General features: G+C 70.2%; 13 protein-coding genes. 4 read left to right on the plus strand and 9 right to left on the minus strand.

Going from position 1 to position 13,741, the window contains the following annotated elements:
- Positions 1-175 precede the first annotated feature (175 nt).
- Entirely contained in the window at positions 176-2,107 is a 1,932-nt protein-coding gene (ripAE, locus tag GO999_RS15125) for a YopJ family acetyltransferase (RefSeq protein WP_211906790.1), read from the plus strand.
- A 151-nt stretch (positions 2,108-2,258) separates the two neighbouring features.
- Here the strand turns inward: ripAE and GO999_RS15130 are convergent, their stop codons facing one another.
- The 8 genes from GO999_RS15130 to GO999_RS15165 form a co-directional block, all read right to left on the minus strand.
- Entirely contained in the window at positions 2,259-2,573 is a 315-nt protein-coding gene (locus GO999_RS15130; protein WP_011000284.1) for a hypothetical protein, read from the minus strand.
- Between the two features lie 237 nt (positions 2,574-2,810).
- Positions 2,811-4,913, minus strand: coding sequence for a phosphocholine-specific phospholipase C (locus GO999_RS15135; protein ID WP_211906357.1), 2,103 nt, complete (start codon positions 4,911-4,913; stop codon positions 2,811-2,813).
- Positions 4,914-4,959: 46 nt separating this feature from the next.
- A complete protein-coding gene (locus GO999_RS15140; RefSeq protein ID WP_019717462.1) occupies positions 4,960-5,190 on the minus strand; it encodes a hypothetical protein in 231 nt (76 codons plus the stop codon).
- Between the two features lie 227 nt (positions 5,191-5,417).
- Positions 5,418-6,644, minus strand: coding sequence for a VanZ family protein (locus GO999_RS15145; RefSeq protein ID WP_011000281.1), 1,227 nt, complete (start codon positions 6,642-6,644; stop codon positions 5,418-5,420).
- A 49-nt stretch (positions 6,645-6,693) separates the two neighbouring features.
- Entirely contained in the window at positions 6,694-7,329 is a 636-nt protein-coding gene (locus GO999_RS15150; RefSeq protein WP_011000280.1) for an ABC-type transport auxiliary lipoprotein family protein, read from the minus strand.
- 9 nt (positions 7,330-7,338) lie between these two features.
- Positions 7,339-8,331, minus strand: coding sequence for an MlaD family protein (locus tag GO999_RS15155; protein WP_011000279.1), 993 nt, complete (start codon positions 8,329-8,331; stop codon positions 7,339-7,341).
- Positions 8,331-9,227, minus strand: coding sequence for an ABC transporter ATP-binding protein (locus GO999_RS15160; RefSeq protein ID WP_011000278.1), 897 nt, complete (start codon positions 9,225-9,227; stop codon positions 8,331-8,333). The genes GO999_RS15155 and GO999_RS15160 overlap by 1 nt, the downstream gene beginning before the upstream one ends.
- Complete coding sequence (locus tag GO999_RS15165) at positions 9,224-10,348, minus strand: MlaE family ABC transporter permease (protein WP_019717458.1); 1,125 nt, start codon at positions 10,346-10,348, stop codon at positions 9,224-9,226. Before GO999_RS15165 ends, GO999_RS15160 begins: the two co-directional genes overlap by 4 nt.
- A 163-nt stretch (positions 10,349-10,511) precedes the next feature.
- On the opposite strand from GO999_RS15165, the gene GO999_RS15170 reads away from it, so the two are divergent.
- The 3 genes from GO999_RS15170 (at position 10,512) to GO999_RS15180 (ending at position 13,169) form a co-directional block, all read left to right on the plus strand.
- Positions 10,512-11,387 carry a biotin--[acetyl-CoA-carboxylase] ligase gene (locus GO999_RS15170; protein WP_197368818.1) on the plus strand — a complete coding sequence of 292 codons (876 nt, stop codon included), beginning with the start codon at positions 10,512-10,514 and terminating at the stop codon, positions 11,385-11,387.
- Positions 11,384-12,271 (plus strand): type III pantothenate kinase, encoded by an 888-nt coding sequence (locus GO999_RS15175; RefSeq protein WP_019717456.1) that lies wholly within the window; start codon positions 11,384-11,386, stop codon positions 12,269-12,271. Before GO999_RS15170 ends, GO999_RS15175 begins: the two co-directional genes overlap by 4 nt.
- 79 nt (positions 12,272-12,350) lie before the next feature.
- A complete protein-coding gene (locus tag GO999_RS15180) occupies positions 12,351-13,169 on the plus strand; it encodes an SPOR domain-containing protein (RefSeq protein WP_019717455.1) in 819 nt (272 codons plus the stop codon).
- Between the two features lie 22 nt (positions 13,170-13,191).
- Here GO999_RS15180 and rfaE2 read toward each other — a convergent pair whose 3' ends face one another.
- Positions 13,192-13,692, minus strand: coding sequence for a D-glycero-beta-D-manno-heptose 1-phosphate adenylyltransferase (rfaE2, locus tag GO999_RS15185; protein ID WP_028852530.1), 501 nt, complete (start codon positions 13,690-13,692; stop codon positions 13,192-13,194).
- Between the last annotated feature and the right edge of the window lie 49 nt (positions 13,693-13,741).

Consider the following 13,741-nt stretch of genomic DNA (forward strand, 5'->3'; position numbering starts at 1 on the left):
TCAAACCCAAGGCCCTTTTTCTTTGCCGGTGACCGGGACGGACGGCCCGGCGCGGCCTCCGTCGCTTTTCAGGCGAGCGCGCGGTTTCCGCGCCATGTTTTCGCCCGACGGCCGGCCGGCGCGCCGACGTGCGTGGTTCAGTGATGCCCCTCCGCCCCCGATACTGGAGCCGATCTTGCTGAAAACGCGTATTACGCCGGCCACGCAACCGGCCAGCACCTCCACCGTTGCCCATCCCGATGGCGCGACGGGAAGCCAGACGCAGCCCCCCCAGGTTTCCGGCCCCCGGGCCCGGACGGCGGATAGGAACTTCACCAACCTGCCCACCCGGCACGCGGGCGCCCGGGCCTTGAAACAGCCGGTCAAGCTGACCCGGGCGGCGTCGAAGGTGGACACGCGCGCGCTTGCCGCGGCGGCGATCCAGCCCGGGCTGAGCGCGCGCCTGGAGTCGATGCGGCAGTATCTGGCGGAGCTGAAGACCGCCGCCCATGCCGACCCCAACCTGCGCGTGGAGACCCCCGGCCACCGCGATGCGGAATTCCTCGATCTGCTCGTCGCGGTGGAGAACGCCCGGCATCCGAAGCTCGCGCTCAGCGCACACACCATCAGCCTCAACGCGCTGAACACAACCAACCCCGCCGCCGTCGCCAGTCTCGCACGCAATCTCGAGACGAGCATGCGCAGCCGGGAGCCGTGGCACGCCGTCGTCGACATCGGCGGGCACGCGATGGCGCTGTCGGTCCGGCATCATCCGGAGCAGCCGAAACAGATCTCGATGATCGTGGTGAACAGCGCGGGGGAGCATCTGTCGGTCCCCGAATGGAATCTGATGGCGACGCTGCTTGCGGGGCACCTGAACCATAAGCTGGAGCAGGCGGGCGATCCCAAGGGGGTCAGGATCGTGCTGCACTGCCTGAACACCGGGATACAGAAGACCAACCACGGTGGCGCCATCTTCGCGCTGTCCGCCGTCAAGGCCATGCCGGGCGACGAGGACATCGGCAAGCTGCACGCCCACGCGCTGTCCGAAGCCGGCAAGCATGCGGATGCCGTCGACGTCCATGTCATTGATGAAACGCCCCTGCTCGGGCCGCGTTTCTTCAAGCACATGACGCACGCATTCGGCCTCGAACGGATGCTGACGAACCGGCCGGACCTCAGAACGGCGCCGGTCAACAAGAAGACCGGACTGCCGCTGGCCCAATACCAGTCCCAGCACCTGCGCCCGCATCGGCTGCTGCAGCATGTCAGGGAAACCTCGAGCACGTCCTACGAGGACAAGCGGCTGCAGTTGTACGAACGCGCCATCACGCATCTGGCGTCGGCGCGCGTGGAGGCCCTGACCGACCACCTGGACGCGCTACGACGCGCCCGCAAGGGCAAAGCCGACATGCCGGCGCCGCGCGATGCCGAGTTTCTCGACCTGCTGGTCGAAGTGGAAAACAAGCTGGATCCGCAACTGCGGCTGTCCGCGCACAAGATCGATGCTCCGAGACTGGCGGTGCGGGATCCCGGTGCGATCGCAAGCCTGGCGCCGGTCGTGGCCGACGGGGTGCGCGGCGGCGGTGACTGGCATGCGACGCTCGATATCGGCGACGGGCACCATGTCGCGGTTGCCGCGCGCCACGACGCCGCGCATCCGACGCACGTTTCCCTGGCGGTGCTCGACGGCGCCGGCTCGCCGTTCTCACCGGCGAACTGGAGAGACCTGGCCAGCACGGTCGCCAAATGCCTGGACGCGGCCGGCAACGGACGCACCGGCAAGGTCTGGCTGACCTATGTGGACGCGTCCAGCCAGGCGACTACCTCCAACAGCGCCCTGTTCGCACTGCGGGCCACCAAGGAAATGAAGGAGAGCGGTCTGCAGCACGACGGTCTCATCGACCAGATGCACAAGAACGCGCTGAACCTGGCTCGCAGTGCGCAGACAGCGGTTTCCCTGGGCAAGTACGGCGGACCGGCTCCGCTCGACCCCGAGTACGGCACAGGTGGCGGCGCGGACAGGTATTCGCTCGACGGCATCCTGAGGCAAGAGCACATCAAGATGTACAAGCATGCCATCCGCCATTTCGAGCGGGCAAAGGAACCGGCACCGGAAAGGCACTGAATCTGCCGGCCCGTGCGAGCGGACGCGCCGGGCCTGTCGGGCTGGCGCCAGGCATCGGTCAGTGCCGACGCCTCAAATGCCCCATGGAAAAAGGGCCCTGGGTCAAACCCAGGGCCCTTTTGCGTTTGCCCTGATGGATCGGGCAAACAGATCAGGCACGCGAGGCGTCGCCCGGATAGGACATGTCGCCGTTCCACGACAGATAACCGTAGGTATCGGCCTGGCGGTCCGCGCCCTGCGTGTACGGATCGGCCTTGGCGGCGGCGCCCTGGGTGTAGACATCGAACTTGGCCGCGCCGTCGGTGTAGGGATCGGCCTTGGCAACTGCCCCTTGCGTGTACGGATCGACGCTGCCTTGCGCGGCGGCGGCCGGCTGGGCCGACAGCAGCGCGGCCGAGGCGGACAGCATGGCCACGGCGGCCAGCAGGGTATGACGGGAGAAAGCGGTGGCGAGACGGGTGTTCATGATCGGCTCCTTTGCCTGGTGTCCGGTTGCGCTCGTGTTCTTGCGCTTGAAGCCAGAATAGATCGTTGCCACTTACAGATAAATGATAGAGCAACGAAAAGACTGTTCACCCGAAAAGAACAATAACCCATCCGCCGCATGCGCCCTGCAGCGATGCGGCAAGAAAAAAAAGAAAGGTCCGCCGACGTCATCCGCCAGCGGACCTGCCGAGTGCCGCCTACGACCCTTTAAACCATCTCACGCACCGAGTGCGGGGTCCGACATACTGGCGCGGCCGGTCTCGACGTGTCCGGCCAGGCGGCGCCGGAAGCCGGCATCGGTGCTGGCGGTGACGGTCAGGTCATACCAGCCGTGCTCGCCGCGCAGGTCCAGGTACACCGATGCATCGTCGCCGCCGCGCACTACGCGCTGCACCGCGGCCCCCGTGTAAGCGCTCTTGAGGGTGACGGTGCTCGGCGCGCGCCCGTGGTTGATCAGGCGCAGTTCCAGGTTGCCGTTGGCGACGTCGTAGCTTTCTTTGACCTCCAGCGCTTGGCCATGCGGATGCAGCAGGCCGGACAGCGACAGCTTGCCGACAAAGCGGCGCAGGAAGCCGTTCGGCCCGTGCACGGTGAAATCGTACGTGCCGCCGGCATTGACCGGCAGCTTGTCGGACAGGCGCTTGCCGGCCTCGACCGTGTAGCTGCGCGGCGCATCCGGGCTGCCGGCCACGTAGACGAGGAAGGCTGCGCCGGCCTCGCCGGTGTTGACGAAGTCGATCTGGAACCGGCCGGCGGCTTCGTCATGGCGGCCGCGCACGAACAGTTCGTACGGCAGTGCGCGTGCCGGGCGCACGCCGGCTTCCTGCTTCGGCACCGACTGCACCAGCGGCGGCAGCGGGATGTAGTCGGGATGGCGCTGGCGGTCCCCGGGCGCATACGCGGACGTGCCCGGCAGCGCGGGCACCGCGCCGTTCGGGTCGGCGAAGTTGAACGCGGCGGTGAGATCGCCGCACACCGTGCGCCGCCACTTCGAGATGTTCGGTAAGACCACGTCGTGCGTGCGGGCAAAGCGCTGCTCGATGAAGCGGATGATCGAGGTGTGGTCGAAGGTCTGCGAGCACACCCAGCCGCCCTTCGACCACGGCGAGACCACCAGCATCGGCACGCGCTGACCCAGGCCATAGCTGCCCGGCACGTACTGGCTGCTGCCGGGGAACGATTCACCGCCGGTATCGACCGTCGACAGGCCGTTGCCGCCCGACGCGGCAAACGGCGGAACGAGATGGTCGAAGAAGCCGTCGTTCTCGTCGTAGGTGACCAGCAGCACCGTCTTGCTCCACACCTCGGGGTTGGACGTGAGGATCTGCAGGACCTGGTCGATGTACCACGCGCCGTAGTTGGCCGGCCAGTTCGGGTGCTCGGAGAAGGCCTCGGGCGCGGCGATCCACGACACCTGCGGCAGCGCGCCGTTCTGCACGTCGCGCTTGAGGATGTCGAAGTAGCCGTCACCGGCCGACACGTTGGTGCCGGTGCGCGCCTTGTCGTACAGCGGGTTGCCCGGTTGCGCGTTCTGGTACTGCTTGAAGTAGAGCAGCGAGTTGTCGCCGTAGTTGCCGATGTAGGCATCGCTGGTCCAGCCCCACACGCCATTGGCGTCGAGGCCGGTGCCGACGTCCTGGTAGATCTTCCACGAGATGCCGGCGCGCTCCAGCACCTCGGGATAGGTGGACCAGCCGTAGCCCAGCTCGGCATTGTCGATGACCGGCCCGCCGCCCGCGCCGTCGTTGCCGACGTAGCCGGTCCACATGTAGTAGCGGTTGGGATCGGTCGAGGTCGGCGTCGAGCAATGGTAGGCGTCGCAGAGGGTGAAGGCGTCGGCCAGCGCGTAGTGGAACGGGATGTCCTGGCGCGTCAGGTAGGCCATGGTGGTGGTGCCCTTGTGCGGCACCCAGCCGTCGTAGCGGCCGCCGTTGACGGCGGCGTGCGTGTCGTTCCAGCCGTGCGGCAGGTCTTGCAGGAACTGCAGGCCGAGGTCCGGCGCACCCGGGCGGAACGGCAGGACTTCGCCCACGCCGCCGGCCAGCGGCTGGTGCCAGACCGGCTTGCCCGAGGGCAGCGTGATGGTGCGCGTGTCGCCATACCCGCGCACGCCGCGCAGCGTGCCGAAGTAGTGGTCGAACGCGCGGTTTTCCTGCATCAGGATCACGATGTGCTGGACGTCTTCAATGCTGCGGCGGGCGTTGTAGGCCGGAATCGCGAGCGCCTGCCGGATACCGGCGGGCATCGCGCCCATCGCGGCGGCGGCGGCGGCCAACTGGGCAGCGGAATGGAGAAAACCACGGCGGCTGTTTGACGTCATGCTGAGCACCTCTTGTGCGGGGGGGGAAACCGGCAGGCGGACGGGATCAGTCCACGGTATGCATCACGGGCGGCGCCAGGCCGTCGCGGGCGGGCAGATGGGCATCGGGAGCGGCGGCCGCGGGCAGCGTGGCCGGGCCGGCCGTGATCGGCTGCGCGCCGCGCACCACCGCGGGGACATGCGTGTCCGCCGCTTCGCCGCAAGCGCCCAGGCCCGCGCCCATGCCGACGGGAGCCAGCATCGACAAGGCGCGCAGCAGGGCATGTCGCGCGCGCAAGCGACACGCGCGGGCACGACGGTGGCTTACGGACACGGCAATCCTCCCAAGGCGGCCGATCGCGAAGCGCGGGCGTCGCGATCGGCGTAGCGTGTCACGTCAAGTTAGGGAGGCTTCGTGTCGACGGCATGAAGGCGCCCGCAAAAAGCCGACGGACGCATCGACACATCAGAGGGAGGTGCCAGCCGGGCGCCAGCAGGAAGCGAGCGCCCATATGGGAACCGGCCCTAGGCGTCGCGGCGACGGGCGCGCCGCTGCAGCTGGGCCAGCTCGGCGCGCCAGGCGAGATAGCCCACGCCGAGGAAGGGCCAAACCCAGCCGATCCATTGCGACAGGCTGTTGAAGTGCACGAAGCGCCCGAGCCGCCAGGCCTGCGCCGACACCCACGAATACGGCCCGGGCGGCAGCACGTTCGACAGCACGATCAGGGCCAGCAGCAGCAGCATCGCCAGCGCGCCGCGCAGCCAGCGCGGCAGGCGCACCAGCAGCACCAGCACCAGCGACCCGACCACCAGCCCGAAGCGCCCGCCGGACGACAGCCAGTCCCACGCGCCGGCCGCCGGGAACTGCAGCAGCGTCGCCCCGGCCTTGACCAGCAGCCCGCTCGCGAGCAGCGCCACCAGCAGGCGCAGCACCGGGGCGCCGCGCCGCATCGCCACGGTGGCCAGCAGGCCGGTGCCGACCCAGCTGCACGCGGTGATCAGGGCTTCCAGCAACTCCTGGCGCTGCAGCCCTTCGGGGTGAGCCTGCAGGCGGTCGTGCCAGTCGAACAGCCCCGGAAACAGGCTGTGGATGATGCCGGTGAGAAACGCATCCGGCGACGGGTCCAGCAGGATGCTGCGCACCACGCCGCCCATGCTGAAGAGAAACTCCTGCGGGAAGATCTGCGCGAACGGCCACAGCAGCAGCAGCGGGATGGCAAAGGTGGCGTGCGGCTCGAACCATCGCCAGCGCAGCCGCCGCAGGCTGCCGCGGTCGATCAGCCGGGCCGCGAACGGCACCATGACGATGCCGCCCAGCAGCGCCCCGACCGTGTTGGCCGCCAGATCGACGTTGGACGAGATGCGCGTCGGCAGGTAGGTCTGCGCGGCCTCCATCGCGCCGGACAGCAGCAAGCCCGCCAGCATCGCGAGCGCCACCGCGCGCCAGCCGGTGACGCGCGGATGCAGCGACAGCACCACCAGCATGCCCAGCGGCAGGTAGCCCCAGATGTTGGTCAGCAGATCGAAGCGCGTGTTGTAGCGCGGCAGCGGCGCGCTCAGGTAAGCGAACGGCGACACGCCGGTGTCGATCCAGCCCGAGAACGGGTACAGGCTCGCGTACACCACCAGCAGCACGAACCAGGCCAGCCCGGCCCGGGCAAGCGGCGAGTGGCGATGCGTCGAAGGCGCGGCGGGAAGAGCGTGGAGGTCCGTCACCGGCGGAAGCTGCGGAAAAGCCGAGGGGATGCCCATGATACTGCCGGTCGCCGCATGGAAAGGCTGCGGCGCCGGCGCCGGGCGGTCACGGCGCGCGCGTCGGCACCACGGACTGGGCCGCCGCCGGCAGCGCCAGCCCCGCCACCCAGTCCAGCACCTCGCCGATGGCGCGGTCGGAAGCCTGCGCCAGCGCGCTGACGCCGCCCGCCGCGTCAGCGCTCGGTGCCGGCACGTCGGCCTGCACCACGCGCTGTGCGACCAGCCCGCGCGCCATGAACACCGAGGCGCGCAGCCGCACCACGCCGCGGCTGGCGTCCGGCCGGTCGAACACCTGCGAAAAGTCGACCAGTTCGACCCGCAGTGTCGGCACCTCCGGCAGGCCATAGCCGACCACCTGGCCGCGCGCGGCCACCGCGTTGCGCAGGCGCGCATCGAACAGGTTGACGGGCGACTCCACCCAGCGGCTGTTGGCATACAGCTCGGTGCGCTGCCCCTGGGCATAGGCCAGGCGGTAGTAGATGGCGTTGCCGTCCATCCAGCCCGGGCCGACCACCTCGGTCACCCGCAGCGCGGTCGGCAGGCGAGGACCGCCGGCGGCAGCGGGCGCCAGGCCGAAGTCGTAGACCGCGGCGGGCGCGGTCGGCGTACTGGAACAGGCCGCCAGCGCGGCCAGGGCGGACAGCACCAGCGCGCGGCGCAACACGGTCGGCAGGATCAGCATGGAATCTCCTCAGGGCCGGGCCGTCGCGGGAACGGCCACCGACGGGGCCGCCGACACCTGCGGCGCGGCGAAACCGGTCTCGCCGGGGCCGGGCGTGGCGGGCGCGGGGCCGAACAGCACGCTCTGCGGGCGGGTGTTGAAATCGGTCACCGCATGGTCGAAGCTGCGCACGGCCTGGCGGGCCTCGCGGGCGAAGCCGTTGAGCTGCGGCAGGGTCTCGTTGGCGAGCACGTTGGTGGCCGCCTGCATCGACTGCGAGGCCGAGCTCAGGTCATTGCCGGCGCTGGCCAGCGTCCCCATCAGCGGCCCCTTCGGGTCGGACAGCGATTGCGACAGCCGGCGCGTGGCGGACAGGGTGGCGTCGAGGTTGTCGGCGATCTGCGGCAGCCTGCGCATCGTCGGCTCGGCCTGGCGGGCGAGCGCGTTGTAGCTGTCCATCGTGCCCTGGAACGACTGCATCGCCGCCATCAGCGCCTGCCGGTGCTCATCGTCGAACAACGCGGAGAGCGAGCTCAGCGTCTGGTCGATCCGGGCCAGCATCTGGTCGCCGCGCTTGTCGAGCTCGTCGAGAAAGCCGGCCTCCATGGCGATGCGCGCCGGACGCCTGTCGGAGGTTTCGAGACGGGTCGGGTTGGCCGCCCGCTTGCCGCCGTCGTAGCCGCGGTCATCGAGCTGCACGTAGGCCAGGCCGGTCACGCCCTGGTAGGCCAGCCGGCCGTAGGTGGTGGTGGTGATGGGCGCGTCCTTGTCGACCAGCACCCGCACGATGATCTGGCCCGGGACCCTGTCGTCAAAGCGGATGCTGTCCACCTTGCCGACGTCCAGCCCGCGGTACTTGACGGCCGCCTGCGGGCTCAGCCCGTTGACGGTGGAGCGCGTCACCACCTCGTAGGGCACGCGCACGGTCTGGTCGCGGTTGAACCACACCACCGCCAGCGCGATGAAGATCGCCAGCCCGATCGTGAACAGCCCGGCGAGGAACGCGTGGGCACGGTTTTCCATCAGTCCTCCTGCATCGAAAGGCTGGCCGCGGCCACCGCTTCCGTCATCTCGGGGCCCAGCGCCATCAGGGCCCGCTTGCCCCGCTCGCCCAGGAAGTATTCCTTGATGAACGGGTGGTCGATCTGGATGATCTGGTCGACCGGCTTGGCGGCCAGCACCTTGCGGTCGGCCAGCACGGCAATGCGGTCGGACAGCGCCACCAGCGTGTCGAGGTCGTGCGTCACCATCACCACGGTCAGGCCGAGCTCGCGGCGCAGCTCGCGGATCAGCGCGACATAGTCGTCGGAGGCGCGCGGGTCCAGCCCGGCGGTCGGCTCGTCGAGGAAGACCAGCTCCGGCTCGAGCGACAGCGCGCGCGCCAGCGCCACCCGCTTGATCATGCCGCCCGACAGGTCGGCGGGCATCTTGTCGGCATCGCTCGCCTTCAGGCCCACCATCTGCAGCTTGAGCATGGCCACGCGCGCGACGAAGGCATCGGGCAGCGTGCGCAGCTCGCGCATCGGCAGCGCCACGTTGTCGATCACCGACAGCGCCGAGAACAGCGCGCCGTGCTGGAACTGCATGCCCCAGCGGTTGCGCATCGACTGCAGCTCGTTGCCCACCTGGCAGGTCAGCTCCTCGCCGAAGATGTGGATGGTGCCCGACGTCGGCTTCTCCAGCCCGACCACCTGCCGCAGCAGGGTCGTCTTGCCGCTGCCCGAGCCGCCCACGATCGACAGCACCTCGCCCCGGAACACGTCCAGGTCGATGTTGTCGAGCACCGTCACGTCGCCGTAGCGCTTGGTGACGCTGCGCACCTGGATCACGCGTTCGCGCGCCGGCGTGAGCGGCCCGGCCGCGGGGCCGGTCACGCCGGCGCGCGAAGGCTCGACATGCGGATGGCGCGGCCGTGTCATATCCCGACGTCCTTGAAGAGGATGGCGAACACGGCATCGGCCAGGATCACGATGGTGATCGACACCACCACCGAGGTGGTCGTGCCCTCGCCCAGGCTCTGCGTGTTCGGCTGGATGCGCAGGCCGAAGTGGCACGCCGTCAGCGCGATCAGCATGCCGAACACCACGCCCTTGCCGATGCCGAGCCACAGGTTGGCCACCGGCACCGCATCGGGCAGCGAGGTGATGAAATACGTCGGGCTGATGTCGAGCTGGAACTTCGCCGCCAGGATGCCGCCGCCCAGCGCCAGCAGATCCGTCCACGCCACCAGCAGCGGCATGGCGATCGCCAGCGCGATCACCTTGGGCAGGATCAGCCGGAAGCCGTGCGAGATGCCCATCACGCGCATCGCGTCGAGCTCTTCGGTCACGCGCATCACGCCGATCTGCGCGGTGATGGCAGAGCCCGAGCGCCCGGCCACCAGGATGGCCGCCAGCACCGGCCCCAGCTCGCGGATGATGGCCATGCCCAGGATGTTGACGATGAAGATGCTGGCGCCGAACACGCGCAACTGGTTGGCCGACAGGTAGCTCAGCACGATGCCGATCAGGAAGCCCACCAGCGCGGTGATGCCGAGCGCCTTGTAGCCGGTGCTGTAGATGTTGGCGGAGATCTCGCGCCACGGCCCGCGGTGCGGCGCGCGCACGAAGCGCAGCAGGTCGAACATCAGCTGGCCGACCATCGCCACGCCGATCCGCAGGTGGCGGGCGAAGTCCAGCATGGCATTGCCCAGCACCGTCACCGGGTTGATGCGCGGCGCGATGCGCTTCTTCCAGCCGCCCGGGTCCAGCCGGGCGACGCGGTCGATCATGCGGCGCTGGTCGGGGCGCGCGTCCAGCAGCTCGGGCCAGCGGTTGCCCCACGCGCGCCACAGCAGTTGCGCGCCGAAATGGTCGATGCGTCCCACTTCCGTCAGGCACCAGGCATTGGCGGTGTTCAACCCCGCGCGGATCTGCCGGCGCGCGCTGCGCACGCCCGCCCGTTCGGCCAGCGCGAGCGTGGTCCAGTCGCCTGACAGGTAGGCGACCGACCGTCCGTCGACGACGCGGACCTCGAGCTGAGGGGGACGGCAGGTGATCAAGCGCGGGTCTCCTGAGGGGAACGCTGGTCGAATTGTAGCCAACGCGGATGCCGTGGCACTCTCTGCCATGAGACGTACCGGCCGCCCACTGCATGCGCGGTGTCCGTGATGTCCTCGCTACAATGCGCCATCATCCAGCCATTCCCATGTGTTTGCCCAGCTCATGTCTTCCGCCCCCATCCCTGCGCGCTGGCGCCTGACCCGCGACCGCATCCGGCCAACCGGCATCGCCGCCGGCTGGCCGGTCGAGGTGGTCGAGTCCACCGGCTCCACCAATGCGGACCTGATGGCCGCCGTGCGCGACGCCGCCTGGCCCGTGGCCGCCGGCGCGCCGGCCGGCACGGCGCCGCTGGTGGGCGGGCGTGTGCTGGCGGCGCTGCGGCAGACCGCCGGCCGCGGCCGCCAGGGCCGCCCGTGGGATGGCGATCACGGCCTGACCTTTTCCGTCGCCTGCGCCTTTGCCGCCGAACCCGCGCAACTGGCCGGCCTGAGCCTGGCGGTGGGCGTGGCCGTGGCCGAAGCCGTGGCTGCCTATGCGCAGACGCACGGCGGCAACGCGCAGGCCCTGGCGCTCAAATGGCCCAACGATGTGCAGATCGCCGGGCGCAAGCTCGCCGGCATCCTGGTCGAGACGATGCGCGCGGCCCCTGGGCAGACCTGGGCCGTGATCGGCATCGGCCTGAACCTGGAGCGCCCGCATGCGCTGGAGGCGGCGCTGGGCCGGTCGCTGTCGGGCGTGGAAGAACTGGTCGAGCGGCCCGAGCCGAACGCGGTGCTGGCCGCGCTGCTGAGCGCGCTGGGCGAGCACCTGCAGCGCTTCGGCTCCCACGGCCTGGCGCCGTTCGTCGCGCCGTTCGCCGCGCGCGATGCCTTTGCCGGCCGGCCCGTGCGGCTGTGGCAGGACGGCGCCGTGGTGCTCGAAGGCGTGGCGCACGGCATCGATGCCCAGGGACGCCTGGCCATCGAATCCGGCGGACGCGTGCAGTGGATCCACAGCGGCGAGGTGTCCTTGCGCGCGGCCGACGCGGAGCAGCCATGATCCGCCTCAAGGCCCCCACCCCCGAGCGGCCGCTGCTGCTGATCGACGCCGGCAATACGCGCATCAAATGGGCCTGGACTGCCGCCGACGTCGCCCCGCCGGCCGTCGCCCCCGGCGGCACGCCCTGGCAGCATGCCGGCGCGCGACCGCACGACCAGCTGGCCGAACTGGTGGAAGACTGGCGCGACTGCCACGCCGGCGCGGGCATGGCACCGCCCGACGTGTGGATCAGCGTGGTCGCCGGCCCGGCCCTGCGCGATGCGCTGTGCGCCCGCATCGCCCGCGTCTTCGATGGCGCGCGCCTGCGCATCGTCGCCTCCGAGGCCGCCGCCGCCGGGTTGCGCAACGGCTATCGGGACCCCGCCCAGCTCGGCACCGACCGCTGGGTGGGCGCCGTCGGGGCCCGCCACGCGTGGCCGGACACGGCGCTGCTGCTGGTCACGGCCGGCACCGCCACCACGCTCGACATCGTCGCGCCCGACGGCCGCTTCGCCGGCGGGCTCATCCTGCCCGGACTCACGCTGATGATGCGCGCGCTGTCGCGCAACACGGCGCAGCTGCCCGAGATCGACATCGGCTACCTGGCCGCGCGTGACGACGCCCAGGCCCGCACCGACGTGCCGTCCTGGGCCGACAACACACAGGATGCGATCGCGCTGGGCTGCGTGACCGCCCAGGCGGGCGCCATTGCCCAGACCTGGCAGGCCCTGCAGGCGCAATACCCGGGGCCGTACCGCTGCGTGCTGAGCGGCGGCGCGCGCGCGGCACTCGCTCCGCACCTGCGCATGCCGTTCCAGATGCACGATAATCTGGTGCTGCTCGGCCTCCAGGTGCTGGCGCACACCGGCCACGAAGGCCGCCCCGGCGCCGCGACGCAAGCCTGAGCGCCATCGCCGTTCCCGTTTCCCTGTTGTAGCCGTGTTCCTGCATTCCGCACCACCGTCCGACGCCGATTCCCGCACCATGACGCTTCGCCTCGCCCTGCTGCTTCTGCTGCTCGCCAACGGCGTCTTGCTGGCCGCCAACCTGGGCGTGTTCGGCCCCGATATTCCGTCCGCCTGGTTCGAGAGCGAGCGCGAGCCCGATCGCATGCAGCGCCAGATCCGCACCGAAGACATCCGCCTCCTGGAGCCGGCGTCCGCTTCCACGCCCGCCGCGCCCAAGGCAGCCCCAGCGCCCACGCCTGCGCCCGCCGCCTCGTCACCGGAAGCGGCTTCGGCGCCCGCCGCCGCCAGCGATGCCGGCCCGGCCATCGAACGCACCGCGCTCGCCGCGGCCGACACAACCACCGCCGCCAACTGCATGGAGCTCGGCGGCCTGACCGACGCCCAGGCCGCGCGCGGCACCGATCAGCTGCGCCAGCTCGCAGGCGTGCAGGTCGAGCGGGTGACGCGCCAGGATGACATCCGCTGGTGGGTCCACATGCCCGCGCGCGGAACGCGCGAAGACGCCGACCGCAAGGTGACCGAACTCAAGCGCCGCAATGTCGCCGATTCGGCCATCGTGCAGGAAGCGGGCGGATTCGTGGTCTCGCTCGGGCTGTTCCGCGACAAGGGTCGCGCCCAGCAGCGGCTGGACGATCTGCGCGCCCACGACGTGCGCACCGCCGTGCTGACGGAAACGCACCGCAATGCCTCGCGCGCATGGCTGCGCATCACGGCATCGGGCGATGCCGCACCGGACCTCGCGGCCCAGCTGGCCACCCTCAAGACGCGCCTGGGCGCCGATGAATTGCGCGCCTGCACGGCGCCGCAGGCCGCCACCCTGGCCGCCGCGCACTGAAGCGGCGCCGGCGCTCCGGAACTCAGGACGTCGCGCGCACGCGCTTGAGCAGCTGCGTCGTCGAGCGGTCGTGGTCGAACGGAATCGCCAAGGCCGTCCCGCCCCAGCCGCGCACGACGCGGGTTTCTTCCAGCGTGTCGATGTCGTAGTCGCCGCCCTTGACGTAGATGTCGGGGCGCACGCGCCGGATCAGCTCGACCGGCGTGCGTTCGGCGAACAGCACCACCAGGCTCACCGACTCCAGCGCGGCCAGTACCGCGAGGCGATCCGCCTCGGCATTGAGCGGACGATCGTCGCCCTTGCCCAGCATGCGCACCGAGGCGTCGGTGTTCACGCCCACCACCAGCGAGGCTCCCAGCGCGCGCGCCTGCGCGAGATAGGTCACGTGCCCGCGATGCAGGATGTCGAACACGCCGTTGGTGAAGACCAGCGGGCGCGGCAAGGCGCGCACGCGGGCCTCCACGTCGGCGGAGTCGCAGAGCTTCTGTTCGAACATGGGCGCGGGCTGGCGGAGAGTGGACATGGGCGGCGAAAAAACGGAGGCTGGAAACAAAACGGCCCATCGAAACCGA

The sequence above is a fragment of the Ralstonia nicotianae genome (genome assembly GCF_018243235.1).
Lineage (GTDB): Bacteria > Pseudomonadota > Gammaproteobacteria > Burkholderiales > Burkholderiaceae > Ralstonia > Ralstonia nicotianae.

Excerpts from the sequence above, each read along its gene's own strand:
- GO999_RS15170 (WP_197368818.1), top strand. The coding sequence starts at position 10,512 with ATGTCTTCCGCCCCCATCCCTGCGCGCTGGCGCCTGACCCGCGACCGC.
- GO999_RS15135 (WP_211906357.1), bottom strand. The coding sequence starts at position 4,913 with ATGACGTCAAACAGCCGCCGTGGTTTTCTCCATTCCGCTGCCCAGTTG.
- rfaE2 (WP_028852530.1), bottom strand. The coding sequence starts at position 13,692 with ATGTCCACTCTCCGCCAGCCCGCGCCCATGTTCGAACAGAAGCTCTGC.
- GO999_RS15180 (WP_019717455.1), top strand. The coding sequence starts at position 12,351 with ATGACGCTTCGCCTCGCCCTGCTGCTTCTGCTGCTCGCCAACGGCGTC.
- GO999_RS15130 (WP_011000284.1), bottom strand. The coding sequence starts at position 2,573 with ATGAACACCCGTCTCGCCACCGCTTTCTCCCGTCATACCCTGCTGGCC.
- GO999_RS15160 (WP_011000278.1), bottom strand. The coding sequence starts at position 9,227 with ATGACACGGCCGCGCCATCCGCATGTCGAGCCTTCGCGCGCCGGCGTG.
- GO999_RS15150 (WP_011000280.1), bottom strand. The coding sequence starts at position 7,329 with ATGCTGATCCTGCCGACCGTGTTGCGCCGCGCGCTGGTGCTGTCCGCC.
- GO999_RS15175 (WP_019717456.1), top strand. The coding sequence starts at position 11,384 with ATGATCCGCCTCAAGGCCCCCACCCCCGAGCGGCCGCTGCTGCTGATC.
- GO999_RS15145 (WP_011000281.1), bottom strand. The coding sequence starts at position 6,644 with ATGGGCATCCCCTCGGCTTTTCCGCAGCTTCCGCCGGTGACGGACCTC.
- GO999_RS15155 (WP_011000279.1), bottom strand. The coding sequence starts at position 8,331 with ATGGAAAACCGTGCCCACGCGTTCCTCGCCGGGCTGTTCACGATCGGG.